Genomic DNA, 25892 nt, shown 5'->3' with positions numbered 1-25892 from the left:
AATACCGGAAGCAAGCTGGTTCTGGTCGATGCAGGCACCGGCGCGCTGCATGGCGAAGCGCTGGGCAAAATGATGAAAAACCTAAACGCTTCCGGCTATCAGGCGGAGCAGGTGGATGAGATTTATTTAACGCACCTGCATCCCGACCATGTGGGCGGGTTGATGGCGGACAAGCGTCTCGCCTTCCCGAACGCCACCGTCTGGGTGGAAAAAGACGAAGTCGCTTTTTGGCTGAGCGAAGAGAAAAAACGGCAGGCGGAAGAGAAAGATAAACGTTTCTTCGATGCCGCCATCGCCTCATTGCAGCCTTACGTCACGGCGGGGAAACTCAAAACGTTTGAAGGCAATCAGGTGCTCACCCCGGGCATTTCGGCTATCGATACGCGTGGGCACACGCCAGGGCACAGCGTGTTCGCCGTCGAAAGCAAAGGGCAAAAGATGGTGATTCTGGGGGATATGATCCACGTCGGCTCGGTGCAGTTTCCCGATCCGAATGTCGCCATCGCCTATGACATCGACGTCCCTGCCGCCGTTGCGCAGCGCAAGCGGCTGTTCGATGACCTCGCGCAGCAAAGGGCGCTGGTCGCAGGGGCGCATTTGTCCTTCCCGGGCCTTGGCTACATCAATAAACAGGGGAAAGGTTACGACTGGCAGCCGTTGAACTATGGCGCGATGAATCCACATTAATCGGCATGAGAGCAAGGCAAGAAGGCAGACGAACAATGTGAAGGGGCCAGCCGGCCCCTTTTTGCCGACGTTCAGAAAGCCGCTTCAGTACAGATCGCAGGGCTTTCACGCCGTACGTTGTGTGTTATTTTGGCCGCTGTGGATAACCGGCAATCGGGTAAAAGAGGATGGGCAATTCGGCATTTATGCATCGTTTTGACGCATTGGACGGGCTTGAACTGCTCGTCGCGGACTTTTCAGACCATCGGTTTGACGTGCATTGGCATGATACCTGGTCGATTGGCGTGGTCCTGCGCGGCGCCAATAACAACAGCGCTAAAGGCGATGCCGACGGTATCGTCAGCCGCGGGCAAGTCAGCCTCATCGCGCCGGGGCAGATGCATGCCGGGACGGTGCTGGGAGAAGAGGGATGCCATTATTTCATGTTTTACCCCAGCCACGAGATGCTGCTGGACGTGGCGGAAAACATGGAGATGCCACTGCCGTCGGCAGTGAAGGAGAAGCATATCGACCATGCGCCTTTCGCCAACCGGCTGTGTGAGGCCGCGACGGTATTGACCGCGGCGCAATCCAGCCGTTTCGACCGGGAGGTGGCCTGGAGCCACTGTGTGGCGGATCTGCTGGCGGTGTGTTCCCCGCGGCGCGCGCCATTGGCAGATGCCGGCATCGCACCGGGCTTGCGCAGGGCGAAAGAGTATCTGCACGATAACCCGGCGCGGGAAGTGCGTCTGGAGAGGCTGGCGCAGGCCGCCGGTCTGTCCAGGTTTCACCTTTGCCGCCAGTTCTCGGCAACATTCGGCTTGTCGCCGAGCCGCTATCAGCGGCAGCTTAGGCTGCAGCAGGCGAAGGTTTTGCTATCCCGGGGCGGCGATATTGCGGAAATCGCCGTCGCCTGCGGGTTCGCCGATCAGTCGCACCTGGGCAGGGCGTTCAAGTCGAGTTACGGCGTGACGCCGCGCGGCTATCGCGATCGCTGCCTGTGAGCAATATCGTTCTATCTCGCCGACTTACGGGGGCCGACAATGTGCCTATTTACGACGCGAGAAAATCATGGTCATCGAATTATCCACGCTGGGTTTATTTGCCCTTTCGGCCGCCGTCTTAACGCTTATTCCCGGCGCCGATATGCTTTGCGCACTGTCCAATGCCGTCAGCCAGGGAACGAAAGCGGGGCTGATTACCGTATTGGGGGCGGTCACCGGGGTGATATGCCACGTCTGTTTTGCGATTGCCGGCGTCACGGCACTGATCGCCTCTTCGCCGCTGCTGTATCAGCTTTTTGTCATCGGCGGCGCGCTGTACATCATGTGGGTCGGGTTGGGCATTTTTACCCAGGCAAATGCGATTGGCCTGGAAAGCCACGGCGAGCGCAAAAGCCGCAAAAGGCTCTATTCGCAAGGATTGCTGACCAACCTGCTTAACCCCAAGGCCATTATTTTCATGCTGGCGTTTATTCCGCAGTTTATTCGGGTGGACGCGGGCAGGCCGGGAATGCAGATGCTGATATTAGGCACTGAACTCATCGTCATCATGTTTCTGATCGAAGTTCCCCTGGTATTTCTGGCGGGAAAGATCGCGCTGAGTATAAAACGGCGTCCGGTCATTGGGATTTATATCAATAAATGCTTCGGTGGCGTCATTCTGTTATTAGCCTGCACCATTTTGGCCGCGCGTTTACTCTAAAAATGCCACTTCTCTTTTGGGCAAAGTTGTTCGTTCGATAAGGTTTTATGTTCGCCCCGCTATGCTGCACGGCGAGCATTTACCGTAATCTTCTCCCGAGTTTCACAGACACTGAGGAGAATGACGAATGAAACGCTTTGAAAATAAAGTTGCCCTGGTGACAGGCAGTTCAAAGGGAATTGGCGCCGCCATTGCTAAACGCCTGGCGGCGGAAGGCGCCGTGGTTTTCATTAACTATTCCCGCGGGCGTGAAGATGCTAACCGGTTGGTTAAAGAGATCAATGAGCAGGGTGGCGTCGCTTTTCCGCTGCAGGCCAATGTCGGCATTGAGGCCGAAGTCAACGGCCTGATGCAAAACATTGTCGAGCAGTATGGTCGCCTGGACGTGCTGGTCAATAACGCCGGGGTTTATGCCACCAATAGCCTGGAAGCCTTCAGCGACGCGGAATATGAAAGGCACTTCAATTTAAATGTCAAAGGGCTGATTTATTGCTGCAAGGCGGCGGTCGCCGCCATGCCTGAATCGGGCGGTAGCATCGTCAATATCAGCTCCAGCGTGACCTCGTTTACGCCGGCCAATTCGCTGGTTTATACCGCTTCCAAAGCCGCGGTCGATTCGATCACCAAGACGCTGGCCAACGAGCTTGGCGGGCGCAAAATCCGGGTCAATGCGGTCAATCCTGGCTTGGTCATCACGGAAGGCGTGCATGACAGCGGCTTTTTCGATACCGATTTCAAAACGCACATTGAATCCATCACCCCGCTGGGGCGCATCGGCACACCGGAGGATATCGCCCCGGCCGTGGCCTATCTCGCCTCGGACGAGGCGGGTTGGGTGACCGGCGAGAGCCTGATCGTCGGCGGCGGTTTGCATTAATTTAGCGAAGAATGGAACAGAAATGACATTAGATAAAGCCTACGGGCCACTGATTAACGGCGTATTCGAGCTGGATGGCACGGACATTCATCCCGTGATTTCCCCCTCGACCGGGGAGCGCCTGGCGGATTTGCACTACTGCAACGAACGGGACGTCGAGCGCGCCGTGTTGGCGGCGGAAGCGGCTTTCCCCGCCTGGAAGGCATTAGGGCAGCAGGCCCGCGCTCGCCTGATGGCGCAGCTGGCGGATGTGCTGGAAAGCGATCTGGAAAGAATGGCGCAAATCGACGCGCGGGATGTGGGCCGCTGTATCAGCGAAGTGCGCCGCGATTATCAAACGGCGGTCAGACACTATCGCTATTTCGCCGCGGTTGTCATGGGGCACGAAGACAGCGGCAGAAGCATCGCGGACGGCTACAGCCTGGCGAAACGCGAGCCGCTCGGCGTCTGCGGGCAGATTATCCCCTGGAATGCGCCGGCGATCATGGCGGCGTTCAAGCTGGCGCCGGCGCTGGTGACCGGCAACACGGTGGTACTGAAGGCCGATGAAAACGCCTCGCTCTCCACGCTGGAGCTGGGCAAGATGATCGCCAACATTTTCCCTGCCGGCGTCGTCAACATCATTACCGGGCTCGGGAGCGTGGCGGGGGCGGCGCTGACCGGCAACCGCAAGGTGCGCAAGCTTTCGTTCACCGGCAGCACGGAGGTGGGCAAGCGGGTGGCCAAGGCCGCCGCGGAGCGGCTGGTGCCCGTCACGCTGGAGCTGGGCGGGAAGAGCCCCAATATTGTGTTCCCGGACATCGAAGACCTGGACGCGGTGGTGGACAACGTGACCTTTGCCGCCATCCACAATAACGGTCAGTCCTGCCTGGCGGGCACCCGGCTGTTCGTTCACGCGGACATTTACGACCGTTTCAGCGCCAAACTGGTGACGGCTTTCGAACGGGTGCGCGTCGGTTCACCGCTGGCCGAGCAATCCCGGGTCAGCTGCCTGGTTTCTGAGAAGCAGGGCGAGCGGGTGCTGGCTTATATTCGGACCGGCCTCGAGGAGGGTGCCACCCTGCTGACCGGCGGCAAACGCCGCGCCGTCGCCGGCTGCGAGCATGGCTACTTCATTGAGCCGACGATCTTTGCTGCGGAAAATGGCATGCGCATTTGCCAGGAAGAAATTTTCGGGCCGGTGCTGACGCTGATCAAATGGTCAGACTACGACGAGATGATCGCCCAGGCTAACGACAGCGAATATGGGCTGGCGTCGGGGATCTACACCCGCAGCCTGAAAAACGCCCTGGCGACCGCAGACCGGCTGGAAGCCGGGTCCGTATGGATCAACCGCTACTCGAACATTACCGATGGCACCGCGTTCGGCGGTTACAAGAACAGCGGGATCGGCCGCGAGTTCTGCAAAGAAACGCTCAATGCCTACACGCAAATAAAAACCATCACGCTGCAGACGGATCTGCCCGCGGCCTGGTTTGCAGAATAAGGATAAGACCGGCACAGGGACGTGCCGCCGTTGGCTGCTTCAGGAAATATGGCTGCCGATATAACTCCTTGGCGACGCGCCCATGCTTTTCTTGAACGCGGTGCTGAAGGCGCTTTCCGATTCATATCCCAGGTCAAAGGCGATCTGGGATATTTTTTCTTTATTGGCGACCATTCGCTCGATGGCCAGGCTAAAACGCCAGATGCGAATGTATTCGTTGACGCTGTAGCCGGCCAGCTTTCTGAAGCGGGTGGTGAAGGCGGTACGCGACATGCCGGCCACGACGGCGAGCTCGTCCAGGCGCCATTTTCTGCCCGGTTGGTCGTGTATGCGGGTCAGCGCGAGGCCGATATGTTTGTCCGCCATCGCGTAAAACCAGCCCTCACCGCGGCCGAGCGCGCCGGAAGAGAGCAGCATGCGCAGCGCCTGCGTCAAAATGATCTGCAGCAGATGCTCGGTGATGAGTTCACTGCCCGGGCCGGGATTTTCTATCTCCGACGAGAGGCGGCTCAGGAAATCCTTGATGCCGGCGTTCTCCTCCCGCTGCGTTTTGATCACGATGGGTTCGGGCAGGCTGGTGATAAAGCGGAAGGTATCGTTGATCTGAAATACGAAGCGGCAACCCACAAAGGAGAAATCGCACCCGCCGTTGCTGAAGCAGGATGAGCGGTCTTTCATCACGTGAATTTTTGTTATATCGATGGCAGGCGCGTTAGGGTTATCAAAAATGCTGAATTCGCGCCCGCTGGATAAGATCAGCACATCGCCTTGTTCAATCGGGTAACTGTTGGCGTCGCCCGCCAGTTTAATGAAAAAGGATCCGCGCTTGGCGATATAAATTTTCATCCCGGAATAGTCGGGAAACAGCGCTTTGGTATTCGCGCTCATGTCAAACGTCACAATTTTCTGGCTGCTGATTTTTAGCCTGGAAACAATATCGGATAGCGGATCCATTATTACCTGCTTGTCTGATGCGTTTACTGTTGAGCATAGTCGCTATTGCGCCAGGGTTATGCATGATCCCGGCAGTGCGGCGAGGTGAACGCATTATGGGTGAGGCGCCAGCCGGTGTACAGGCTATCCCGCCGTCCTGTCCGAACGATAAGAAAAAAAGTGCGAACGCGAAAGTTCGCGATCCGGTCGGGTGCTACGATCGGTATTTTCCATGATGGTGGCATAATGACTTCTGACCAGACAAACCGCAGCCAGGTGAGCCTATTGGCGGCGTTGACGATCGCTTTATTTTTTATCTTGTTGAACAGCGGCTCTCCTACGCCGTTATATCCCCTCTATCAAGAAACCCTTGGCCTGAGTAATATCGACCTGACCTTCATTTTCTCTTCCTACGGGTTTGGCGTATTGCTGGCCTTGTTTTTATCACGCAGGCTCACCATCACCGATAAAAATGCCCGGCTGCTGCTGGTGGTGTCGCTGATGGTGGTGGTGGTGCCAACGCTGTGCTTTTCCTTTGCTCGTTCTTTGCAGGCGCTGTGCCTGTTCAGGTTTATTTCCGGTTTAGGGGCCGGTACGGCCACGGCCATCATCAACATCTTGTTGATTAACGTCAGCCGCGGCGACAGCGCCAAACGCGCCGCGCTGTTGGGCAGCCTGGCTTTGGTGACCGGCCTGGCGCTGGGCCCGGTGATCAGCAGCGTTTACGCCCAGCTGGCGTTTTATCCGCTCACTTCGCCGGCGGTGACCATCGCCGCATTGGTTTTCCTCTCTGCGATCGCCATCGTCCTGCTTTGGCCGAAGAAAGGATTGCCTACCCTCGGCGTTGCGGACACGAAAACGGCAGAAAAGGGCGCCGGTTTTAGCCAACCGCTGTTCTATCTGCTTGCGCTGTGCGTGTTTATCTCCTGGTCATACGCCGCGCTGATCCTGTCGTTGGGGCCGACGGCCGCGATCCAGGTCTTCGGGCTCCAGTCACCCGCGGGCTTTGGCTATATCGCCACCGGTTATTTACTGGTGGCCGGCGTGGTGCAGTTCACGATCCCGCGTTTTCTGAAGCCTGAGTTTTCTTTGGTGCTAGGGCTGATTGCGCAGGTTTTCTCTATGGTGATGATGACCATGGCGCTCGAAAGCGGTTCTGTGGCCAGCGCGGCGGTGAGTCTGGCGCTGTCCGGCTTCTCGTACGGCGCGGTTTTTGTGGGCGGTGCCATCCTGGTCAATAAGCTCTCGCTAGCGGCGCCAGGGTGGAACGCGGTGTCGAAGTTTTACTTTATCGTCTATTTGTTCAATATCATGCCGCCGGCCGCAGGTTGGCTGGCGGATAAAATAGGGGTAGTGGGCGCCTTGTTCGCCGCCATTGTCCTTTTTATGGCGATATACATCGCCTTTGCCGTGCTGGCGCTGTGGGCGCTGTTGCTGAGAAAGGCCTGACGTTTCCGGCGTTGGGGAAGGGCTTTACAAGACCCCCTGGCTTTCATAAGCTTGGCGGCGTGTTTTGGCGCTGATGGCTGGCGATGGCCGCGCATAACAGCGGCTGCCGGCGAACACTCTGCTTTAACACGCCATGTTTTACATAGGTTCAGGTAAGAGAACGGCCCCATCGATGATTGCCGGCGCCCATAGAAGTCGGGCGTTGCAGTGAGGATGGGGTGATGCCGTGCCGGCTTCGGTGATGAGAGGTGTCACCGGTTGCCGCACGCATAGGTTACTGACCTGTTGATGAATTTTTGGATGGCCTGCCATCTAACTCATTACAGGATTAACAGATTGCGATGCTTACCCTAGATCATTCCTCGTCTCACGGCGTTTTTTACCGCATTCACTCCCCCTTCAGCGAGGCCTTCGCACCCATGCCGTCGCGCGAAAAAGTGCTCGTTGGCCTGCATAAATAACCCTTGGGAGCCATTTTATGGAATGGAATGTAAACCAAACCACGCTCTCTCGAGCGCAGATGGTTTCCCTGCCGAAGGCGGAAGTGCACGTGCATCTGGAGGGCTGCTTTGAGCCGGAACAGCTCTCGGCCTGGGCGTTATCCTCGGGGATACCGATGCCCAGAAAGCAGGCCGAGCTGCTGAATTTTAACGGGCTTGCCGACTTTCTCGATTTCCTCGATTGGTCCTGCAGCCTGGTGAGCAGCCGCGAACGCCTGGCGCAGTTAAGCTACTCCTATGCACAACGGCTGTCGCGGGATGGCGGGCTGTACGCCGATCTGATTTTCAACCCGACCCATTGGAAAGCGTGGCGCGGCAGGCTTGGTGACATGATCGACGCGATTGACGCCGGTTTGCGCGCGGCCGAAGAAGATGGATTGGCGTCCGTTGGGCTGTGCGTCAGTTTGCTCCGCCGGCAAACCGCCGCCGAGGCGAGTGAGCTGGTGGATTTTTTAACCGCGCTGCGGCACCCCAGAGTGGTCGCGCTGTCCGTCGATGGCAATGAGGCCGTCACCAAAGGCAGCGGTGCGCGTTTTGCGCAGGCTTTCGCCCAGGCGGGCAGGGCCGGGTTGAAGCGAACCGTGCATGCCGGGGAGTCCAGCGGCGCAGAGGGCGTGCGCGACGCCATCTTGCTGCTGGGGGCCGACCGCATCGATCACGGCGTTCGGGCGATAGACGACCCGGCCGTAGTGGCGCTGTTGGCTGAACGACGTATCCCCATCGGCGTATGCCTGACCTCGAACATCAAACTGGGCGTCTATCCCGGCTACGCGGAACATCCGCTGCGCCGGCTGCGGGATGCCGGGGTCATCGCGACCATCAATACCGACGACCCGGTCTTATTGCACACCACGTTGGTGGATGAATATCTGATCTGTCAGAGCGAATTTGCATTTTCCACCCAGGATATCGTCGATGTGGCCCTGAATGCTTTTGCCGCCAGTTTCGCCGGCGACGAGGCAAAAACGGAGTATCGGAAGAAAATGGATCTTTGGGTTGCCTCTCTTAATACAGAAAATGGAGACAAGCGGTGAGCGAGAAGAAAATAAAATTATATTTTGACTGCGATACCGGCATCGATGATGCGATGGCGCTGGGCTATTTGCTCGCAGAAAGCGACAAGGTGGATATTCTGGCGATCGGCACGGTTTGCGGCAACGTCGCCGCCGATGCCGGAGCCAGAAATACGCTGGAGCTTGCCCGCCTGGCCGGTTTTCCCGCGATCCCCGTCGCCGTGGGGGAACGGGACTACCTGCGCCAGGCGTATCTTTGCGATGTGCAGCATATACACGGTGACAACGGCATCGGCGACATCGCGCTGGAAGCCTCACACGCCAAGCTGGCGCCGCTGCCGGCCCCCGAACTGCTGGTTGAGCTGGCCAGAGCGCACCCGGGGGAGCTGGACATCTTGGCGACCGGCCCGCTGACCAACATCGCCAAAGCCTTGCAGCTTGAGCCCGCGCTAGGAGAGCTTATCGGCACGCTGACGATCATGGGCGGTGCGGCACTGGCGCCCGGCAACCGAACGCCCGTTGCGGAGGCGAATATTGCCTGCGATCCGGAGGCGGCGGCCATGGTGTTTAAGGCGATGAAGAATATCGTGATGGTGCCGCTTGATGTCACCATGTCGCATACCTTTGAAGAGGCGGATCGGCTCAAACTGCTGTCGGCCGAGAGCCGGTTTGCGCAGGCGATAGGGCAAATGCTGGAGCGGTATATCCAGTTTTATATCAATACCTACGGCCGCAAAGCCTGCGCGCTGCACGATCCGGTGGCTGCGGTGTTGGCGGTGCAGGGCATCGGCGCCTGCTTTGCGCCTAACGTGAAGGTGACGATCGATGATTCCGACGGGCCAGGCCGCGGGCAAACCCTGTGCGATATGCGGGGACGATATATGAACTATCCGCCGCAGCCCGATGCCAACTGCCATGTGGTATTAAGCACCGAGCTTAATATGTCGGAGTTGCTGCTCGCGAAGCTGTTGTCGCTGCCAGCGGAGCCGCATAAACAGTAAAGCGAAACGGCGCGCGGGCCGGCTTAGCCTGCGCGCTTCTCGACCAGAAAGTCCAGCAGCGCCCTGACCTTGGAAGACATGTGCTCACGGGAGGGGATATACAGGTAGAAGCCGGGAAACGGCTGTGACCAAGGCCGCAGGATCCGCACCAGTTCACCGCGTTCCACCAGCGCCTTCACGGCGAAATCAAAGTGCTGAATAATGCCGACATGCTGCAACGCGGCGCGGATCATGCCGTCGTCGTCGTTGGTGATCATGCTGCCTTGCGGCTCGACGGAAAAGGTATGGCGCGCGTGCCGCTCAAGGGTGGAAAACTCCCATTGATAAATGGCCCCGCTGGTTGCGTGGCGAAAAGCGATGCAGTTGTGGTTGACCAGATCCGCCGGCGTGGCGGGCGTGCCGTAGCGGCTGAGGTATTGCGGCGTGGCCACCGCCACCAGTTCCACCTGCGGGGTGATGGGGATCGCCACCATATGCTCGGCGAGGCTTTCACCCAGCCGCACGCCGGCGTCGTAGCCTTCGGAAATGATGCTGGCCATGCCGTCGTCCATCACCAGTTCAAGCTTCAATCTGGGATAGCGCGCCAGAAATTCGCCAATATGCGGTTCGATAAAGTGCTTGGCGGCCGTGCGCGAGGCGTTTATCCGCAGCAGCCCCGCCGGCTCGTGACGGCTCTCTTCCAGCGTGCCGACGGCGTGTTCGATCGCGTTGAGGGCGGGCGCCAGAGCCTCGAGCAGGCGTTGCCCTTCCTCCGTGAGCGACATATCGCGGGTAGTGCGGTAGAGCAGCTTGACGTTCAGCTGTTTTTCCAGCGCCTTTAGATTTTGCGACAGCGCGGCGCGGGAAACGCCCATTTGGGCCGCCGCTTTGGTGAAGCTGCGGTGCTGCGCGATATGCGCGAACCACGCCAGTGAGGGAAGCAGGGAAGGATCCATCGAGACGCTCCGCATTGTAAATCACAGCTTAACACTGTAGTCCATTCCCTGTGCTTCTCAAAGAACAATACGACGTCTAAAGTGAGCGTTATCCCAGCGGAAGCGATGCCGAGCGCGTTTCCCGAGCCAGCAACCCTGTGAGGAACTCATGATGAAAACGGTCAAAATCAAGCGTCAGTATTGGGACATCGCGGCGGATATTCATTTCCCGCCGGATTTCGACGAGCGGAAAAAATATCCGGCGATCATCAGCGCCCACCCGATCGGCAGCTGCAAAGAGCAGACCTCGGGCAATGTCTATGGCGCGGCGCTGGCGAAAGCCGGCTTTGTGGTCATCGCATTCGACGCCAGCTTCCAGGGTGAGAGCGGCGGCGAACCGCGCTTTATCGAAGATCCCGCTCAGCGCGTGGAAGATTTTCGCGTCGTGACCGATTATCTGGTGACGCTGGACTACGTTGACGACCAGCGTATCGGCGTGCTCGGTATCTGCGGCGGCGGCGGTTACGCCATCAACGCCACGATGACGGAGCGGCGCATCAAAGCGGTGGCGACCATCACCGGCGCCAACTATGGCCGGGTGATGCGCGAGGGCGTGTTGGCCAACGGCGATCCTGTGGCTTTCCTGGAGGATATTGCCCGGCAGCGCACCGCAGAGGCGCGCGGCGCGGCGTTGCGCGTGGATGTAGGCCTGTACCCGAGCGTTGAGGCGGCGCAACAAGACGGTGCCGATATCGATCTGCGCGAGGCGACGGAATACTACCGGACGGCGCGCGGTGAGAAGCCGAACGGCGCAAACAAGACGCTGTATTCCCATAACGCGGTAGCCGTGGGTTGGGACGCGTTCCACCTGGCGGAAGTGCTGCTGACCCAGCCGCTGTTGGTGATCGTCGGCAGCAAACCCGGCCTGTTCGGCGCGTTGCGCGATGGCTATGAGATCGTGCGCCGCGCCAAATCGCAGCACAAAGAGCTGGTGGTGGTGGAAGGCTGGTCGCATTACGATCTCTACGACAAACCGGAGCCGGTAGCCCAGGCGCTGGAGAAGCTGGTGCCGTTCTTTAACGCCACGCTGTAAGCGCAGGCCGGAGGGCGAGGGAGTCTCTCCCTCGCCGTGGCGTCAGCGGCTGCGCCGTGACATGACCCGTTTGTCTTTCGGCCGATCCTGCCAGTCCTCAGCCTGGTTGTTGAAGTTATCCGCCAGCAGGTAGGCCGGGGTTTTCGCCAGCCAGTCGGACAACGAAATATCCTGATAAATGCCGTTGTCCATCACGATCAGCACCTTCAAATCCTCATCGCCGATGTTCTCGATGTAATGGCCGAAGCCCTGCGGCACGTAGCCGACGTCTGAAGGGGCGTACTCTTCCGTCTGCGCGTGGCCGTGCGAGCTGAACACCGTCATGCGGCCTTTGCCGGCAATATAGTATTGCCATTCGTTGGCATTGGGGTGCCAGTGCAATTCCCGGATCGCGCCGGGTTTCACGATCTCGATGATGCCGGTCATGGTGGTGGAAATGGGAAATTCTTTCGATGACACCAAATGCACGCTGCCGGCGTCATTTTCAAAGAACGGCTTTTGCTTCATTAATTCATAGCGGTGGGTCAGCGGAGCGTTATTTAATCCGCCGTCGTTTTTCGGCAATGGCAGGGCGGGCGGAACGGCGCCGCCAACAATATAGGCCTCACCCTGTTTGGCCTTGGAAAATACCGCCGCCGGCATGTCGACGCTTTTTTCCAATACCTCTTTCGGCATATGCGCCACCCAGTCGGTGATGCTGAAGGTGCCGAATTCGGAGAAATGGCCGTTATCGAACGCCAGAATAAAATGCGCGCCGTCCGCCAGCGCCTGAATGGAATGGCCGTAGCCTTTCGGGAAATACCACACGTCGCCGGGCCCGAAATCCGCCACTTCGCATTTGCCCTCGGGATCGAGGATGGTGATGCGCGCATGGCCTTCCAGCATAAACGCCCATTCGGCGGCGATGGCGTGCCAGTGCAGCTCGCGCACGCCGCCCGGCTCCAGCGTCATGTCGACGCCCGCCACGCCTTCGGAGATTGGAAACTGCTCGACGGTGGCCTCGCGCGCCCAGCCGCTGGGCAGGCTGCGTTTCTTGCTGTCGGTGAATTTGTACTTATAGAGATGCTGCGCATTAGCAGGCGGCTGGTAGCTGCTGGGGGGCACGATATTGCGGTGGTCGTCGGCAGCGGCATTTTTAGCGATGCCGCCGATCATGCCGGCGGCCGCCGCGCTGACGGCGGAGACTTTCAATATATCACGACGCGATAGCATAGCGTTTTCTCCAATATAAAACCGTGCGCCCGCAGAGGCAGGCGACAGGGAAGGCGCGAGCGCCATTGAAATGATTTTTTGTCATCGGCGGGAACAGGCTGTGACCCTTAAATCCTAGCGGCTGGAATTTATTGAGTAGGCGCTTATTTGTTTGCGTTTGTTACTAAGTGAGAGCGGGTTTGATTAATTCCCCGGAAGTTGAATAGTCATTAATTGGAATTAATTTTAGTCGCCGACCGGTTTAAATAAATAATAAACGAACGGCATTTTTTATTGGCCGTTCGGGCTTTTTATGACTCCCCCACGGTCTCCAGCACCAGTTGCCGAAACCGCTCGACGATCGGCGAAGCCGGGCTGCGGCGCAGCGCCAGGTAAAGCGGGGCGCTGAGCTGCGCCTCTTCGGCGAGGGTGCGGTAGACGATACCGTCGCCGCCCAGCCGCCGCATTGAGCCAGGCACCACTGACAGCCCCAGCCCGGCGCCGACCAGGCTGAGGGTGGCCGGCAGGCGCGGCGCTTCCTGCACGATGCGCGGGCTGAAGCCGGCGCGGTGGCAGGCGGCCAGGATGGCGTCGTACAGCCCCTGGCCGGCCGGGCGGCGATAGAGAATAAACGCCTCGTGGGCCAGTTCGGCCAGCGGCAGCGGCTGCTGCGTTTCTTGCGCCAGCCGGTGGCCCAGCGGCAGGGCGACAATCATCGGTTCGCTGAGCACCGGCACCACGCTCAGGCCGGGAATGCCGCTGGCCGGCGAGCGCACGAAGGCGGCGTCGAGGCGCTGTTCCAGCAACGCCTCCATCAGTTCGCCGCTGCCGGCTTCTTCCAGCTGGGTGGTGATGCCCGGCAGGATGTCGCGGTAGCGGCGCAGCAGGTTGGGCACGAACGGATGCAGCGCGGCGGAGCTGGTGAAGCCGATGGCGATGTGCCCCTGCTCGCCGCGAGCGGCGCGCTGCACCGCTTCGCGCAGGCGTTCGGCGCGCGCCAGCAGGGCGCGGGCTTCTTCGAACAGCACGCCGCCTGCTTCGGTAACGCGCACGCCGCGCGGCAGGCGCTGCAACAAGGTGACGCCCAGTTCATCTTCCAGCCCCTGCAGCAGGCGGGTCAGCGGCGGCTGCTGGATAAACAGCCGCTCGGCGGCGCGGGTGATGTTGCCTTCTTCCACCACGGTGACGAATGCCCGCAGGCGACGCAGTTCGATCATAGCCATACCTCAAAGGTATCTTTAGTTGTTCCGGAATGCATTAGACATCATGGCACGGCGGCGCGCATGATACCAGACATCAAAAAAAGCGATATGGAATGGCAATGTCATGTCAGATATCAATACGTTAAAACCGCACCCGGCGGCAGCGCCGGGCAACGCAGAGCTGTTTGTGGGCTTTCTGTGGCTGGGGCTGATCGGCTTCGGCGGCGTGCTGCCGCTGGCGCGCAGTATGTTGGTGGAGCGCCGGCGCTGGCTGAGCGGCGAACAGTTTACCGAGCTGCTCGGGCTGTGCCAGTTTCTGCCCGGCGGCAACGTGATCAACCTGTCGGTGGCGGTGGGCATGGAGTTTCGCGGGCTGCGCGGCGCGCTGTGCGCCTTGCTGGGCCTCATCAGCGCGCCGACGGCGATCGTGGTGGGGCTGGGCGTAGTCTACGCCCGCTTCCAAAACGATCCGCATGTGCAGCATGTGTTCGCCGGGCTGGCCGCCGCCGCCGCCGGGCTGCTGCTGTCGACCGGGATCAAGATGCTGCTGCCGCTGCGCGGCAAATGGCCGGCGCTGGCGATCGTCGCGCTGGCCTTGATCGCCATCGCCTGGCTGCGCCTGCCGCTGTTGCCGACCATGCTGGTGCTGGCACCGCTGAGCATTCTGCTGATGTGGCGGTGGCCGTCATGAGCGGGGTTCTGATTGCGCTGGCGCTGATCTTCACCGAGCTCTCTCTGCTGGCGTTTGGCGGCGGTATGACCATTTTGCCGGAGATGCAGCGGCAGGTGGTGGAGGTGCATCAATGGATGAGCGCCCAGGAGTTCAGCGCGCTGTTCGCCATGGCGCAGGCCGCGCCGGGGCCGAACATGATGATCGTGCCGCTGGTCGGCTGGCACGTCGCCGGCTGGGCGGGGCTGCTGGTTTCTTCGATCGCCAAGTTCGGGCCGTCTTCGATCGTCACGCTGCTGGTGATGGGCGCCTGGCGGCGCTTTAAGGATCGCCCGTGGCGCCGCATCGTGCAGGCCGGATTGGTGCCGCTGACCGTGGGGCTGGTGGCGGCCAGCGGTATCTTGATCGCCGAGGCTTCCGCACCCAGCTGGCGGCTGGCGGCGATCGTGGCGCTGGCGACGGGGCTGAGCATGAGCAAGCGCCTCCATCCGCTGTGGGTGCTGGCGGGCGGCGCGCTGCTCGGGTTGCTGTTCGCCTGAGGGATTAGCGCGGGATCAGCACAAAGCGCGAAGGGCCGCCGCGATCGATCAGCTCATAGCGCTTTGGCGCGGTCAGGGCCAGAAACGCCACCATGCTGCCTTCGGCGTCGGTCAGCGTCATGCCGTCCGGCGTCGGCCGCCAGGCGACCGGCAACGTTTGCAGCGCCAGCGGTTGCAGGCACTGGGCGGAGGCGCTGAAGCGGAAGGCGTTGGTGTTGGCCACCGCTTCGTCGCTCAGCTGCACCTCGCAGACGGTTTTACCGTCTCCGATGGCGGCGAGCTGCCAGTCGCCCTTCAGCGCGGCGGGTTCCAGCAACGGCAGTGAACTGCCCAGGGCACTGCTGCACAATACGCTCATAACGACTCCTGTCAGGCTGGCGCGGCGCAAGGCGCGCATAAGGAAATGGGTTGGCATCGGGTCACTCCTTTCGGCTGTCCGTTCACACCTTAGCACGTTCCCTGCGGGATGATGAGGCAAGGATTAGCTTTTTTAATCCTCGATAATTCTGAACTAACCGGCGATAACATGCCCATAAAGACGAGTCATTAGCCCGCCGATACGCTTATCTTTCTCATTAATACTGCGCTAATACAAATCGTTATGATTATTTCCGTCTTAACGCCCGGCGCGATGATGCACGGCGGCGTCGGGTCGCGCCGTCGGGGTTAATTACTATACTGGTCAATCCTAAGCCTTGGCTTAGATTAGAACGACTGATGAATAGTCTTACAAAGCGAGTGGATTCCTACTGTGTAAAAGGAGAATGGAATGAGCAGCCGCCACAACGATATTTTGCAAGATGACGATGAGTTCACCAGCCTGTCCGCCACATCCCCCAACGATCATAACTATCAGTTTTACTATCACCAGCCCGGCAGCCTCTATGATGGGTTAGGGTACGGCGCGCTGTTTACGCTGGACAACGCCAACCTGTACAGCAACCAGCGCGGCGGAGCCGCCATCAACAACCTGGGTAAAATCCGCGATAACTTCAGCTTCGATCGCGCCGCCGATCAGCTGACGCGGCCGGGCCTGACGCACAACGGCGATCAGGTCTATCACCAGCCGGTGGCGCTGACCTATTCCTTCCTGACGCAGAGCGCGCTGAACCGCATCGGCCAGACCGGTGACGGTGACAAGGGGCTGCAACCGCTGACTCAGGCGGCGCAGACACAGGCGCTGAAATCGATGCAGGCCTGGGCCGACGTGGCGAATGTGACCTTTACCGAGGCGGCGTCCACCGATATCAACCACCGCGCGGACATCACCTTCGCGTACTTCACCCAGCGCGCCGACGGCAGCACCGCCGCCGGCAGCGGCCCGAATGCCATCAACGCGTACGCCTATTACCCGCCGAGCTCCAAGCCGGGCAGCGATAACGCCTTTGCCGGCACGGTGTGGTTCAACAAAAACTTCGCCACCCATCAGGCGCCGGTTAGCGGTGACTTCAGCAGCCAGACCTTCACCCACGAGCTGGGGCATGCCCTGGGGCTGGCGCACCCGGGATCTTATGACGCCTCGTTGGGCAATCCGAGCTACCAGAACGATGCCGCTTACTATCAGGATTCGTTGCAATACTCGATCATGAGCTATTTCAACGCCGGTTACACCGGCGCCGACACCAAAGGGGTGTACGGCTATGGCCCGATGGTGGATGACATCGCCGCGATTCAAAAATTGTACGGCGCCAACATGAGCACCCGCACCGGCGACACGGTGTACGGTTTCAACTCCAACACCGGGCGCGATTTCCTGACCGCCACGGCGGACAACGGCAAACCGGTCAACTTCGCGGTGTGGGACGCCGGCGGTAACGACACGCTGGACTTCTCCGGCTACAGCCAGCAGCAGATGATCAACCTGAACGACGGCGCGTTCTCCAGCGTCGGCGGCGGCACGCAGAACGTCGCCATCGCGCGCGGGGCGATCATCGAGAACGCCATCGGCGGCAGCGGGCGCGATGTGATCATCGGCAACGATCAGGACAACCTGCTGGCGGGCAACGCCGGTTCGGACATCCTGTACGGCGGCCTGGGGGCGGATCATCTGTGGGGCGGCAAAGACGCCAACAACTTCACCGACTATTTCGTCTATCTCAATGCCAAAGAGTCCACGGTGGCGGCGTTCGACGTGATTGAAGACTTCGAGCACGGTATCGACAAGATCGATCTCTCCGGCCTGCGCTTCAACAACAGCCTGAGCGAGCTGCGATTTATCGACAGCGGCAGCGCCTTCAGCGGCCAGAAAGGCGAGATCCAGCTCAACTTCGACGCCTTCAACGGCACCACCGATCTGCTGATGAACACCCAGAGCAACAGCTACGCCGCCGACTTCAAGATCCATGTGATCGGGCAGGTGGAGCAGAGCGATATTCTGTTTGCCTGAGGGTGAGGAAGGAAAAGAGAAAAGGGCCGAACGGCCCTTTTTTTACGGCTGGGCCGCCGCCGCGCTTTCCGCCACGAAGGAGCCGGTCGTCACCGCGCCGGCGCGGCGGTAGTGGGCCACAATCACGCCGCCGGGCGAGACCACCGATTGGGCCAGCGTGAAGGCCGCCGGCGCCGCGTTGTCATCAAACAGCCGCTTGCCGCCGCCGAGCAGCACCGGGTAGGTGAGCAGGAGCAGTTCGTCCACCAGGTCGTTGGCCAGCAGCTGTTGCATCAGCGTGCTGCTGCCCTGCACCAGCAGCACCGGCCCCTGGGTGCGCTTCAGCTCGCGCAGCCGGGCGATGATGTCCCGCCCCAGCCACTGGCTGTTCTGCCACGCCAGCGTCTCGCCGTGGTGGGTGGCGACGTATTTGGTGGCCTGATTGAATACGCGGGCGATATCGGCGGAAAACGGATCGGCCTCGTCGGTGATCTGCGGCCAGTAGCCGGCGAAAATGTCGTAGGTGCGCCGCCCCAGCAGCAGATCGAACGGCGCGGAGAAAAGATCGCCCATCGTTTCCGCAATGGCGTCATCCCAGTAGGGGGCTGTCCAGCCGCCGAATTGAAAGCCGCCGCTGCGATCTTCGTCCTGCCCGCCCGGCGCCTGCATCACGCCGTCGAGGCTGACGAAGGCGCTGGCAATAATCTGTCGCATGGCTGTCTCCTGCCGTTGAGTGCCAGCTGAAAGTTTAGCCGCCGCGCGGCGGCTACGCCAACCGGCCGCTCAGGGCTGCAGCGCCTTGAGCAGTGCCTGATGGAAACGCTCCGGCTCCTCCATTTGCGGTGCGTGGCCCAGCCCGGCGAACTCGATCAGCGTGGCGTGCGGGATCAGCTTCGCCGCCTGTTTGCCCAGCTCCGCGTAGTGGCCGATCCTGGCCTTGACCGCCGGCGGGGCGATATCGCTGCCGATGGCGGTGGTGTCGGCGGTGCCGATCATCAGCGTAGTGGGGGGTTGCAGATCCTTGAACTCGTAGTACACCGGCTGGGTGAAGATCATGTCGTAGATCAGCGCCGAGTTCCACGCCACCAGGCGATGGCCCGGCCCGTTGTTCAGCCCGGCCAGCATATCCACCCAGCGATCGTACTCCGGCTTCCAGCGGCCGCCGTAGTAGGTGCGCTGCTCATAGTTGCGGATGCCCTCGGCGGTGGTGTTCAGCTCGCGCTCGAACCATTGATCGACGCTGCGCCATGGCACGCCTTTGGCCTTCCAGTCCTCGAGGCCGATCGGGTTGACCATGACCAATTGCTCCACTGCCTGCGGATACATCAGGCTGTAGCGCGTGGCCAGCATGCCGCCGGTGGAGTGGCCGATGACGATGGCCCGGCTGATTTTCAGGTTCTGCAGCAGGCCGTGGATGTTTTGCGCCAGCTGCTGGAAGCTGTACTGGTAATGCGCAGGTTTGGTGGAGGAGCAAAAGCCGATTTGATCCGGCGCGATCACGCGGTAGCCGGCCTTGCTCAGCGCCTTGATGGTGTCCTGCCAGGTGGCGGCGCAGAAGTTTTTACCGTGCAGCAACAGCGCGGTGCGGCCGTTGGCGGCGCCTTCCGGCGGCACGTCCATATAGCCCATTTTTAACGCCTGCCCCTGCGAGGTGAAACTGAACTGCTGCAACGGATAAGGGTAGTGAAAACCCTGCAGCTCCGGGCCGAACTTCGGCGTTTCGGCGGCGGCGGGGAACGCGGCCAGCGTGGCGCACAGCAGCGCGCTACGGGTGAATCTCAGCATCCTGATCTCCTGAAAAACGGACGATAGCCGAGTATAGCCATAATCAGGGCGTCGGCGCGCCGATGGTTTCAGATAATTCTGTAATGTTACGGCCCGATCCCGGGCAAGGTTCCGGCCACGGCCTTGCACACAGTGAACGCGGTCACGCCGCGCAACATTGGCGGTGCCTGATGGTTTTATTTCAAGGCTAAGTTATGCGATGCTTAAGCATTATTTATGCAAAAGGATCCTCGCATGTCCGCTTTATCCCGCTGCGCTTTCAGCGAAGGCAGCGTCGCTTTGCCGGAAGGCTATGCCGATCGCACCGTCAACGTGCTGTTGGCCGGCGATGATGTTTCCCCCTCAATCAATATTTCCCGCGATGCGCTGCAGCCGGCGGAAAACCTGGAAGGCTACGTCACCCGCCAGCTCGATGCGCTGGCGCAGGGGCTGAAAGGCTGGGCGTTCAAAAGCCGCGAGCCGGCGACGCTGGGCGATGGATTAACCGCCGGTGAATGGGTGCGCGCCAGCTACCTGCGCGACGGCAAGCGCATCTGGCAAAACCAGGCGGTGTTCGCGCTGGCGGAGGGCCGGGTGCTGGTGTTCACCCTGGCGATGGCGCGCAAGCTGACGCCGCAAGACGATGCGCTGCTGTTGCAGGTGCTGAGCAGCTACCGGGCGGCATAACGATGAACCCTTCACGTAAAAGGACCTTACGATGACCGAAGCGGCCCGCGTCGGCGATACCATCGGGCATTCCCATGCCCTGGCCGGCATGATTGCCGGCACCCTTGTCGGCGGCCTGATCGCCGCCGCAGGCGCGGTGGCGGCGGGGGCGCTGTTCGTCGCCGGCCTGGCGGCTTCCTGTATCGGCGTTGGCGTGTTGCTCATCGGCGCCAGCCTGGCGGTGGGGTATCTCACCGGGGAGGCGGCCACCGCGGCGCGCGACGGCATTGCCGACGCCGGTGCCGGTAGCCTGACCCCCAAAGGCAATATCGTCACCGGCTCCCCCAACGTCTTCATCAACGGCAAACCCGCTGCGCTCGCCACCAACAGCCAGGTGGCCTGCAGCGACGACGGCCCGAGCATGCAGATGGCGCAGGGCTCTGACAAGGTCAGCATCAACGGCCAGCCCGCCTCGCGCGTGGGGGACAAAACCAACTGCGACGCGCAGGTAATGGAAGGCTCGCCCAACGTGTTTATCGGCGGCGGCACCGTCACCACCTTGCCGATCAAGCCCGAAGTGCCGGATTGGCTGTACAAGGTCTCTGATCTGACGCTGCTGTTCGCCGGCCTGGTGGGTGGCGTGGGCGGCGCCGCCGGCAAGCTGGGGGCGCTCGGCAAACTGTTGGGCAAGCTGCCCGGCATCAACAAGCTGGCGCGCATCGCCTGCCGCGCCGGCACCCTGATGACCGCCACCGCCGCCGTCGGCATTATCGCCCGGCCGGTGGATATCGTCAGCGGCCAGAAATTCCTCGACGGCGAAGACGATCTCGATTTCGTGCTGCCTTCGCGCCTGCCGGTCGCCTGGCAGCGCTATTGGCGCAGCGGCAACCCCGGCGACGGCGTACTGGGCCGCGGCTGGAACCTGTTCTGGGAGAGCAGCCTGCAGCCGTATCAGGACGGCCTGGTGTGGCGCGCCCCTTCCGGCGACTTCGTCGCTTTCCCCAGGGTGCCGCGCGGCCACAAAACCTACTGCGAAGCCGAAAAATGCTGGCTGATGCACAACGACGACGGCAGCTGGCAGCTGTTTGACGTCGGCGAACAGATTTTCCACTACCCGCCGCTGGCGGGCGACCAGCCGAGCCGGCTCAGCATGATCACCGACGCCATCGGCAACGCTACCTCGCTGTTTTACGACGACGAGGGGTTGCTGAGCGAACTGGTGGACAGCGCCGGGCAGCGCCTGATGTGCCGCTATGCGCAGGGCCGCCTGCGCGAAGTGGCGCTGCAAACCGCCGAAGGCGAACGGACGCTGGCGCGCTACGGCTACGATGAGCAGGGCCAACTGACGACGGTGAGCAACCGCGCCGGTGAGGTAACGCGCCGTTTTGGCTGGCGCGACGGCCTGATGATCAGCCACCAGGACGCCGCCGGGTTGCTGAACGAATACCAATGGCAAGAGATCGACGGCGTGCCGCGCGTGACGGCCTACCGCAACAGCGCCGGGGAATCCCTGGAGTTCGGCTATGATTTCGCCGGCGGGCGCCGCAGCGCGGTGCGCGGCGACGGCAAGCGCGCGGAGTGGCGGCTGGATGACGACGACAACGTGGCGCAGTACACCGATTTCGACCAGCGCCGCTACGGTTTTATCTATCAACGCGGCGAGCTGTGCAGCGTGCTGCTGCCCGGCGGCGCGCAGCGCCAGAGCGAATGGGACCCTTACGGCCGCCTGCTGTCGGAGACCGATCCGCTCGGCCGCGTGACGCGCTATCAATATTCGCGCAACAGCGGCCGGCTGTTCGCCGTCGCGTACCCGGACGGCAGCAGCGAGGCGCAGCATTGGGACACGCTGGGGCGCCCGACGCGCTATGTCGATGCCCTGGGCAATGCCACGCTGTACCGCTACCCGGATGACGAAGAGAGCCTGCCGGCCGGCGTGATCGACGCGCTGGGCGGGGAAGTGAAGCTGGAGTGGGACGCCCGCGGCCAGCTGACGCGCTACACCGACTGTTCCGGCAGCGTGACGGCTTATACCTACGATGCGCTGGGGCAACTGACGGCACAGACCGATGCCGAAGGCCATCAGACCCATTACCGGTGGGATAACGGCGGCCGCCTGCACACCCTGATCCACCCGGACGGCGGCGAAGAGCGCTTTAACTGGAATGCGCACGGCCAGCTGGCAGAACATCAGGACGCGCTGGGCAGCCTGACCCGCTGGCAGTACAACGCCCTGGGGCTGCCGGTCAGCATCACCGACCGCATTAACCGCACCCGGCGCTATCACTATAGCCCGCAGGGCTGGCTGACGCGGCTGGAGAACGGCAACGGCGGCGACTACCGCTTCAGCTACGATGCGGTGGGCCGCGTGCTGGCCGAAGAGCGCCCGGACGACACTCGCCACTATTATCGCTACGGCGCGGCCGGGCTGCTGGAGGAGCACCGCGAGGTCGGCCTGCCGGGCAGCGCAGGCGAGCTGACGCAGCGCGAACAGCGCTTCCGCTTCGACGAGGCCGGGCAGCTGGTCTGGCGCGGCAACGCCAGCGCGGAATGGCATTACCGCTTCGACGCCATGGGGCGGCTGCGCGAGCTGAACCGCCTGCCGACGGCGAGCGGCGCGGCGCTGGGCATCGAGCCGGACAGCGTGCAGATGCGCTATGACGCCGCCGGGCGGCTGCTCGGTGAGCAGGGCGTGAATGGCGAGCTGCAATACCAGTGGGATGCGCTGGCCAACCTGCAGGCGCTGACGCTGCCGCAGGGCGATCGCCTGCAGTGGCTGTATTACGGCTCCGGCCACGCCAGCGCCATCAAATTCAACCAGCAGGTGGTGAGCGAATTCACCCGCGATCGCCTGCACCGGGAAACCGGCCGCAGCCAGGGCGCGCTGCAGCAGCAGCGGCGTTACGACGCCATGGGCCGCCGCAGCTGGCAAAGCAGCGCCTTCGGCCACGACAAACTGACCCGGCCGGAAGACGGCGTGCTGTGGCGCGCTTATCGCTATACCGGCCGCGGCGAGCTGGCCGGAGTGAGCGACGCGCTGCGCGGCGAAGTGCACTACGGTTACGACGCCGAAGGCCGCCTGCTGCAACACCGCGAACCCAATCAGGGCAAACCGGGCGCGCGGCTGGTGTACGATCTGGCGGATAACCTGCTGGGCGAACGCAGCCCGCAGAGCGACATCGACGCGCACCTGCCGCTGGCGCCGATCGCCGATAACCGGCTGACGCACTGGCAAAAACTGTTTTACCGTTACGACGCCTGGGGCAACCTGATCAGCCGGCGCAACGGCCTGTACGAACAGCACTACCGCTACGACGCCGACAATCGGCTGGTGCAGGCGCATGGCCGCGGCCCGCAGGGCGAATTCGAGGCGCAGTATCATTACGACGCGCTGGGCCGCCGCAGCCGCAAGGCGGTGCGCTACAAGGGCAAAACCGAACAGACGACCCGTTTCCTGTGGCAAGGCTACCGGTTGCTGCAGGAGCAGCGCGACGACGGCAGCCGCCGCAGCTGGAGCTACGATCCGGCCAGCCCGTGGAGCCCGCTGGCGGCGCTGGAGCAGGCGGGCGACAGCCGCTCGGCGGATATTTACTGGTATCACACCGATCTGAACAGCGCACCGCTGGAGGTGACCGACGCGGCGGGCAACCTGTGCTGGTCCGGGCAATACGACACCTTCGGCAAGCTGCAGGGCCAAACGGTGGCTGGCGCGGCGAAGCGGCAGGGCGCGCAATACCAGCAGCCGCTGCGCTACGCCGGGCAATATCAGGACGACGAAAGCGGCCTGCACTACAACCTGTTCCGCTACTACGAACCCGAGGTGGGGCGTTTCACCACGCAGGATCCGATAGGGCTGCGCGGTGGGCTGAACCTGTATCAGTATGCGCCGAACCCGCTGATGTGGGTGGATCCGTTTGGGTTGAGTATTGAATGGGTTAATCCATCAGATATCAATTTCTCACAGAGAACAATATCTGCAAATGATTATGCCGAGATCATGAAAAAAGGAGAGTGGGATTGGGGGCGTTCTCCTCTAAATGTATTAGAGGTTGATGGCCAATTAGTCACATATGATAATAGAAGGTTAGATGCTGCTTTGGAAGCAGGTGTAGAAAAAGTTGCTGTTCAACGTGTTGACCCTAATGCTGTTCATCCTTCATCTACGACAGGAAAAACATGGCAGCAAAAATTCCAAGAGCGTTTCAAAGACCGCAGAAATGTTAAAGCTGGCGGTGTGGTTCCGGATAAAGGGCTCAATAGCCGACCTAAGAGGTGTCCATAAAAATGAAGAATGTAATTACTGAACTGTGGGAAGCTGGTGAATTACCGATTAAAAATGCTCTTTATTTTTCAGATGGTAGGGCTGAGCTGATCGATATCATATCCTACCCCACGCCTAAAGTATCTAAATCGGGATGTTTCGATTTTTGTGAGTTCTATGAAAAAAATAAAGATGAGATTACTACTATTGATGTAATAAAAAAAATTGATTTGAGTTGTGGTGGATACTTATGCTTAGGGGAGGGGAGTTATGGTTCAGAAGGTTTTATCGCTTATTTGGATCGCGAAGAAAAACTAATTTGGGTTATTTACTCGGAAAACTCCAACCCCTTCGTTTCTGCAACCATTTTACATGATTCAACGGTTGTCATAGATTCAAGTGCTGGATTCCGACTGAAGGTCAATGTGCTAAAACCTGAGGAAATGGTGATAGTTTGATTGCTGAGTGTGCGGGAATTGAATGAGGAAATAAAGAACATGAAGGATTGTCATGAGGTTTTTTATCTGTGATGACGGTTATCCATCTATAGAAGCTGATGGTGATTTTAGGATACTGATTGACTTTTTAAAGGATGATATCCAAAGAAGTGTCTATGGTGTCAATGAGTTTATTGAGACTTGTAAACTTGTAAGCTCTGGAACTCTGCCATTTTGGGAGGGGACGGGGAACTCTCATACTATAACTATTAAACCTAATGGTGTGGAGATTTTTAATGAGTACACCGAGGAGTCTATGATTGTCTCGAGTATAGATGAGTTTGAGGGATATCTTGAGAAATGGAAGCGTCTAATTTCAAATGAAAATGGCTTGTGAGAAGGAGAGGGATAAACAATATAATTTAATGCTAAAAAATTAGGTTCAGCGAGGCGTTCTTTAAAAATAAGAATGAATTGGTTTAATAAGTCTGCAAAACGACATCCTCGCACACCTGCCGTTGGTGCCGATCGCCGACAACCGGCTGGTGCAGGCGCATGGCCGCGGCCCGCAGGGCGAGTTCGAGGCGCAGTACCATTACGACGCGCTGGGCCGCCGCAGCCGCAAGGCGGTGCGCTACAAGGGCAAAACCGAACAGACGACCCGTTTTCTGTGGCAGGGTTACCGGTTGCTGCAGGAGCAGCGCGACGACGGTAGCCGCCGCAGCTGGAGCTACGATCCGGCCAGCCCGTGGAGCCCGCTGGCGGCGCTGGAGCAGGCGGGCGACAGCCGCTCGGCAGATATTTACTGGTATCACACCGATCTGAACAGCGCGCCGCTGGAGGTGACCGACGCGGCGGGCAACCTGTGCTGGTCCGGGCAATACGACACCTTCGGCAAGCTGCAGGGCCAGACGGTGGCCGGCGCGGCGAAGCGGCAGGGCGCGCAATATCAGCAGCCGCTGCGCTACGCCGGGCAATATCAGGACGACGAAAGCGGCCTGCACTACAACCTGTTCCGCTACTACGAACCCGAGGTGGGGCGTTTCACCACGCAGGATCCGATAGGGTTGCGCGGCGGGTTGAACCTGTATCAGTATGCGCCGAACCCGCTGATGTGGGTGGATCCGTTTGGGTTGAGTATTGAATGGGTTAATCCTTCATCGT

Annotated in this window: 23 protein-coding genes and 1 pseudogene; 17 read left to right on the top strand and 7 right to left on the bottom strand. The window is 60.4% G+C overall.

Annotated elements, in window-relative coordinates:
- The 5 genes from AWX27_RS01675 to AWX27_RS01655 form a co-directional block, all read left to right on the top strand.
- A partial coding sequence (locus tag AWX27_RS01675) for an MBL fold metallo-hydrolase (RefSeq protein WP_060419039.1) occupies window positions 1-687 on the top strand: 687 nt, incomplete at its 5' end.
- Window positions 688-854: 167 nt separating this feature from the next.
- On the top strand, window positions 855-1670 hold the full coding sequence (locus tag AWX27_RS01670) for an AraC family transcriptional regulator (protein WP_060419037.1): 816 nt from the start codon (window positions 855-857) through the stop codon (window positions 1668-1670).
- 67 nt (window positions 1671-1737) lie between these two features.
- Window positions 1738-2370 carry a LysE family translocator gene (locus AWX27_RS01665; protein WP_060419035.1) on the top strand — a complete coding sequence of 211 codons (633 nt, stop codon included), beginning with the start codon at window positions 1738-1740 and terminating at the stop codon, window positions 2368-2370.
- Between the two features lie 127 nt (window positions 2371-2497).
- Entirely contained in the window at window positions 2498-3247 is a 750-nt protein-coding gene (locus AWX27_RS01660; RefSeq protein WP_033634470.1) for an SDR family NAD(P)-dependent oxidoreductase, read from the top strand.
- A 22-nt stretch (window positions 3248-3269) separates the two neighbouring features.
- The gene (locus AWX27_RS01655) at window positions 3270-4733 is read left to right on the top strand and encodes an aldehyde dehydrogenase family protein (RefSeq protein ID WP_060419034.1); all 1464 of its coding nucleotides are present in this window, start codon (window positions 3270-3272) and stop codon (window positions 4731-4733) included.
- A 39-nt stretch (window positions 4734-4772) separates the two neighbouring features.
- On the opposite strand, the gene AWX27_RS01650 is transcribed toward AWX27_RS01655, so the two are convergent.
- Window positions 4773-5687 (bottom strand): AraC family transcriptional regulator, encoded by a 915-nt coding sequence (locus AWX27_RS01650; protein ID WP_060419032.1) that lies wholly within the window; start codon window positions 5685-5687, stop codon window positions 4773-4775.
- An 84-nt stretch (window positions 5688-5771) separates the two neighbouring features.
- Here AWX27_RS01650 and AWX27_RS01645 point away from each other — a divergent pair, with 84 nt between their 5' ends.
- The 3 genes from AWX27_RS01645 (at window position 5772) to AWX27_RS01635 (ending at window position 9629) form a co-directional block, all read left to right on the top strand.
- Window positions 5772-7115 (top strand): MFS transporter, encoded by a 1344-nt coding sequence (locus AWX27_RS01645; RefSeq protein ID WP_139180733.1) that lies wholly within the window; start codon window positions 5772-5774, stop codon window positions 7113-7115.
- 478 nt (window positions 7116-7593) lie between these two features.
- Window positions 7594-8649 (top strand): adenosine deaminase, encoded by a 1056-nt coding sequence (gene add / locus AWX27_RS01640; protein WP_060419028.1) that lies wholly within the window; start codon window positions 7594-7596, stop codon window positions 8647-8649.
- Window positions 8646-9629, top strand: coding sequence for a nucleoside hydrolase (locus AWX27_RS01635; RefSeq protein ID WP_072265392.1), 984 nt, complete (start codon window positions 8646-8648; stop codon window positions 9627-9629). The genes add and AWX27_RS01635 overlap by 4 nt, the downstream gene beginning before the upstream one ends.
- 23 nt (window positions 9630-9652) lie before the next feature.
- Here the strand turns inward: AWX27_RS01635 and AWX27_RS01630 are convergent, their stop codons facing one another.
- On the bottom strand, window positions 9653-10564 hold the full coding sequence (locus AWX27_RS01630) for a LysR family transcriptional regulator (protein WP_080432929.1): 912 nt from the start codon (window positions 10562-10564) through the stop codon (window positions 9653-9655).
- Window positions 10565-10715: 151 nt separating this feature from the next.
- Here AWX27_RS01630 and AWX27_RS01625 point away from each other — a divergent pair, with 151 nt between their 5' ends.
- Window positions 10716-11636, top strand: a complete 921-nt coding sequence (locus AWX27_RS01625) for an alpha/beta hydrolase (RefSeq protein ID WP_048323359.1) — start codon at window positions 10716-10718, stop codon at window positions 11634-11636.
- Window positions 11637-11678: 42 nt separating this feature from the next.
- Here AWX27_RS01625 and AWX27_RS01620 read toward each other — a convergent pair whose 3' ends face one another.
- Together AWX27_RS01620 and AWX27_RS01615 are read right to left on the bottom strand one after the other, a co-directional pair.
- Window positions 11679-12848 carry a cupin domain-containing protein gene (locus AWX27_RS01620; RefSeq protein ID WP_060419024.1) on the bottom strand — a complete coding sequence of 390 codons (1170 nt, stop codon included), beginning with the start codon at window positions 12846-12848 and terminating at the stop codon, window positions 11679-11681.
- A gap of 290 nt (window positions 12849-13138) precedes the next feature.
- Complete coding sequence (locus tag AWX27_RS01615; protein ID WP_060419022.1) at window positions 13139-14050, bottom strand: LysR family transcriptional regulator; 912 nt, start codon at window positions 14048-14050, stop codon at window positions 13139-13141.
- A gap of 103 nt (window positions 14051-14153) precedes the next feature.
- On the opposite strand from AWX27_RS01615, the gene AWX27_RS01610 reads away from it, so the two are divergent.
- Both AWX27_RS01610 and AWX27_RS01605 read left to right on the top strand, forming a co-directional pair.
- The gene (locus tag AWX27_RS01610; RefSeq protein ID WP_033634481.1) at window positions 14154-14720 is read left to right on the top strand and encodes a chromate transporter; all 567 of its coding nucleotides are present in this window, start codon (window positions 14154-14156) and stop codon (window positions 14718-14720) included.
- A complete protein-coding gene (locus tag AWX27_RS01605) occupies window positions 14717-15238 on the top strand; it encodes a chromate transporter (RefSeq protein WP_025302761.1) in 522 nt (173 codons plus the stop codon). Before AWX27_RS01610 ends, AWX27_RS01605 begins: the two co-directional genes overlap by 4 nt.
- A gap of 4 nt (window positions 15239-15242) precedes the next feature.
- Here AWX27_RS01605 and AWX27_RS01600 read toward each other — a convergent pair whose 3' ends face one another.
- Entirely contained in the window at window positions 15243-15596 is a 354-nt protein-coding gene (locus tag AWX27_RS01600; protein ID WP_060419020.1) for an AprI/Inh family metalloprotease inhibitor, read from the bottom strand.
- Between the two features lie 411 nt (window positions 15597-16007).
- On the opposite strand from AWX27_RS01600, the gene AWX27_RS01595 reads away from it, so the two are divergent.
- Window positions 16008-17624: a serralysin family metalloprotease gene (locus AWX27_RS01595; RefSeq protein WP_060419018.1), complete on the top strand. Its 1617-nt coding sequence runs from the start codon at window positions 16008-16010 to the stop codon at window positions 17622-17624.
- 42 nt (window positions 17625-17666) lie between these two features.
- Here the strand turns inward: AWX27_RS01595 and AWX27_RS01590 are convergent, their stop codons facing one another.
- Window positions 17667-18317, bottom strand: a complete 651-nt coding sequence (locus AWX27_RS01590; RefSeq protein WP_060419016.1) for a dihydrofolate reductase family protein — start codon at window positions 18315-18317, stop codon at window positions 17667-17669.
- A gap of 69 nt (window positions 18318-18386) precedes the next feature.
- On the bottom strand, window positions 18387-19388 hold the full coding sequence (locus tag AWX27_RS01585) for an alpha/beta fold hydrolase (protein WP_060419014.1): 1002 nt from the start codon (window positions 19386-19388) through the stop codon (window positions 18387-18389).
- A 234-nt stretch (window positions 19389-19622) separates the two neighbouring features.
- On the opposite strand from AWX27_RS01585, the gene AWX27_RS01580 reads away from it, so the two are divergent.
- The 5 genes and pseudogenes from AWX27_RS01580 to AWX27_RS24285 all read left to right on the top strand — a co-directional run.
- Window positions 19623-20054, top strand: coding sequence for a DcrB-related protein (locus AWX27_RS01580; protein WP_033634486.1), 432 nt, complete (start codon window positions 19623-19625; stop codon window positions 20052-20054).
- Window positions 20055-20085: 31 nt separating this feature from the next.
- Window positions 20086-24312 (top strand): RHS repeat-associated core domain-containing protein, encoded by a 4227-nt coding sequence (locus AWX27_RS01575; protein ID WP_230201001.1) that lies wholly within the window; start codon window positions 20086-20088, stop codon window positions 24310-24312.
- 2 nt (window positions 24313-24314) lie between these two features.
- Window positions 24315-24749, top strand: coding sequence for a hypothetical protein (locus tag AWX27_RS24290; RefSeq protein WP_048233698.1), 435 nt, complete (start codon window positions 24315-24317; stop codon window positions 24747-24749).
- A 52-nt stretch (window positions 24750-24801) separates the two neighbouring features.
- Window positions 24802-25125, top strand: a complete 324-nt coding sequence (locus AWX27_RS01570; protein ID WP_060419012.1) for a hypothetical protein — start codon at window positions 24802-24804, stop codon at window positions 25123-25125.
- Between the two features lie 133 nt (window positions 25126-25258).
- Window positions 25259-25867, top strand: a pseudogene (locus AWX27_RS24285) (RHS repeat-associated core domain-containing protein); the annotation flags it as partial.
- Window positions 25868-25892: the final 25 nt, after the last annotated feature.

The organism is Serratia sp. 2880STDY5682894 (assembly GCF_001537385.1).
In the GTDB taxonomy this organism is placed as follows: Bacteria; Pseudomonadota; Gammaproteobacteria; order Enterobacterales; family Enterobacteriaceae; genus Serratia; species Serratia nevei.
Note: the sequence above shows the minus strand (reverse complement) of the source record. Positions and strands in the feature narration are given on the sequence as shown.